This is a genomic window from Mesorhizobium sp. M4B.F.Ca.ET.089.01.1.1, from assembly GCF_004022605.1.
Lineage (GTDB): Bacteria > Pseudomonadota > Alphaproteobacteria > Rhizobiales > Rhizobiaceae > Mesorhizobium > Mesorhizobium abyssinicae.
Genome location: NZ_RZOS01000648.1, coordinates 1 through 2,410 on the forward strand (window position 1 = coordinate 1; position 2,410 = coordinate 2,410).

The 2,410-nt window shown below is 58.0% G+C and carries 2 protein-coding genes; both read left to right on the plus strand.

From position 1 onward, the window contains the following. Nucleotides 1-334: 334 nt before the first annotated feature. Nucleotides 335-607: a hypothetical protein gene (locus tag EN780_RS32155; protein WP_128276290.1), complete on the plus strand. Its 273-nt coding sequence runs from the start codon at nt 335-337 to the stop codon at nt 605-607. A gap of 1,123 nt (nt 608-1,730) precedes the next feature. Further along, nucleotides 1,731-2,410, plus strand: a 680-nt coding sequence (locus tag EN780_RS32165) for a CocE/NonD family hydrolase (protein WP_128276291.1), incomplete at its 3' end; no start/stop codon positions are given.

The window sequence follows — 2,410 nt, forward strand, 5'->3', positions numbered from 1 at the left end:
TAACGAACCATGCCATGCGGATCAGGCAAGAAGTATAAACGTGCCAGGGGCAGTGTAACGACATCCGCTTTGACGGGGGTGGATGGGGCGCGCTGCGTTCACCGCCCTGGGAAAAGCTTGCATGCCACTTGGCCTGACCCCTCGGGGCTGCAATCCGTTTCCTGATCAACCGGGGCGGCTCATTGCTGGCATCCATACGTGATGCCATCGCTGTCCTAGTCTCCTACGGCCCTGAAGGCGCCAGTGTTCCCGCTCCGAACATTTTATCGGCCTTGACGTTCGCGGCCGACAGGTTCTGCCTATTCCAATAGGCATTCAATTTTTGAGGAGAGCAATGCTGGCGGACGTGCAAGAATTGAGATGGCTAGAAGACTCACGCATTCCAACCATGCGTACATTTGTGGAGATGGGATGGACAATGCAGTTGGATCAGATGATTCCTGTTTGTCGGAAAATTGCCGCTGAACACGGGCGACAAGATAACTGCGATACTCGTCTGCTTCGACGAGATGACCATCCGATCGCTGTCAAAGCCGCAGCCAGACGCCAGGCGTATCTCGCAAAAACAAAACTGAACGGAGGCAGCTGCACCGAAGGAGCAGTTTAGGCTGAACTCGTTCTGTTACGGGCTATTTTCCGTTAGCTTCCATCCCAGATCGCCTCAAAATTTTCGGCCGCGTATTCGGTATGCTTCTTGCTTTCGGAATCGTACGCTATATAGCGTTTGAGCAGTTGCTGTCCAGAAGTCTGTATCGTTGCTTCTACCAGCTGAGTTGCCTCTTCTTGTCGAGTTTGGGTTTCCAACGCGATTTCTAGTTCATATGCAGCGCTTGCTGCGCGTGCCTGAGCTTCAGCCTCCCAAAGGCATAGGCACCCGTGTCTATGGCGATCCGGTAGGGCCTCAAGTCTGGCATGCTGTCCGACGTCCGGGTGTGCCCGTGCACGATGGAATGCGACAGGTGCCCTCAGGCAAACTGGATGGAGACCATCGGTTACAAGCAGTTGTTCGCCGGATGAGGGAAAGCGAGCGGGCAGCACCCTGCGCTTGTTAAAAGCAGACGTGATCACGCCGTCCGCCACAAGAGGGTATGGCAGCCGGTCTGCGGAGAATTCCGTTGAAATTGGAGATCGCGGTGGGCGCAAACGCCGGAGCGACCGAGCTTTGACCTGGACGTCGCGGGGTAGGCGCATCCAAGATGCCCGGCCGCTTGGCGAGTGTCAGGAGAACTTTGACCCATCGCGGGTGCGAGTATGGCACCGGGTTTCATCCAGGTTCATCCATGGTTTGACGCGTCGACATCCTGTTCGACATCGAGCGGGACATCTACGGTTTGCCGCCGCCAGGATCGCAGGCACTCAGGAAATGGCGCTGACTCAGCGGGCCAGATTATCCCGTAGTGCCATATCACACGTGATGCCTTCCATTTTGGAAGGATTAGCGTTCAAATGTGACAAACTGGTCTGTTCATTATGCCAGAAGATTGTGGTCAAGATGGTTGTGTGGCGAGCCGCGACACGGCCTCTGTGTCTTTAGCGCCTTATCCGAAGCGGGAGCATGGCTTGCATGTGGGAGGAGCTTTTTGTCTTATCTTGAGACGGAGCATAGTGCCGCGCCTTGCTCGATCGAGCCACCCTGCTGGCGGTGGTCGGCAACGGGCCAGATCAACTGCCTTTCCTTGAATACATAGCCCAGCCGCTTCGCTCGGGGCGCCGAACATCCGGAGAGAGCCATGGAAGACATACGCGTCGTCACCGATTTCCCGCGCGAGGTGCGCGAGATCGAGAATCTTTGGATTCCGTTGCCGGACGGCGTAAAGTTGGCCGCTCGGATTTGGCTTCCGGAGGATGCCGAGACGGACCCGGTGCCGGCGATTCTGGAATACCTGCCCTATCGCAAGCGCGACGGAACGGTTGAGCGCGATGCGCTGACGCATCCCTATTTCGCCGGTCACGGCTATGCCGGCGTGCGTGTCGACATGCGGGGCTCTGGCGACAGCGAAGGGCTGTGCAAGGGCGAATATCTGAAGCAGGAGCAGGACGACTGCCTGGCCGTTATTGAATGGCTGGCCCGGCAACCCTGGTGTTCGGGAACGGTCGGCATGATCGGCATCAGCTGGGGCGGCTTCAACGGGCTTCAGGTTGCCGCCCGCCGCCCGCCGGCTCTGAAAGCCGCCATCTCGCTGTGCTCGACCGATGACCGCTACAATGACGACGTGCATTATCTCGGCGGCGCCATGATGTGCGACAATCTGACGTGGGGAACCACCGCCTGGACGATCGCCATGACCCCGCCCGATCCGCTGATCGTCGGCGACCGCTGGCGCGCCATGTGGGAGGAGCGGCTCAATGGCAACGGCATCTGGATGCATGACTGGTTCGAGCATCAACGGCGCGACGATTTCTATAAGCA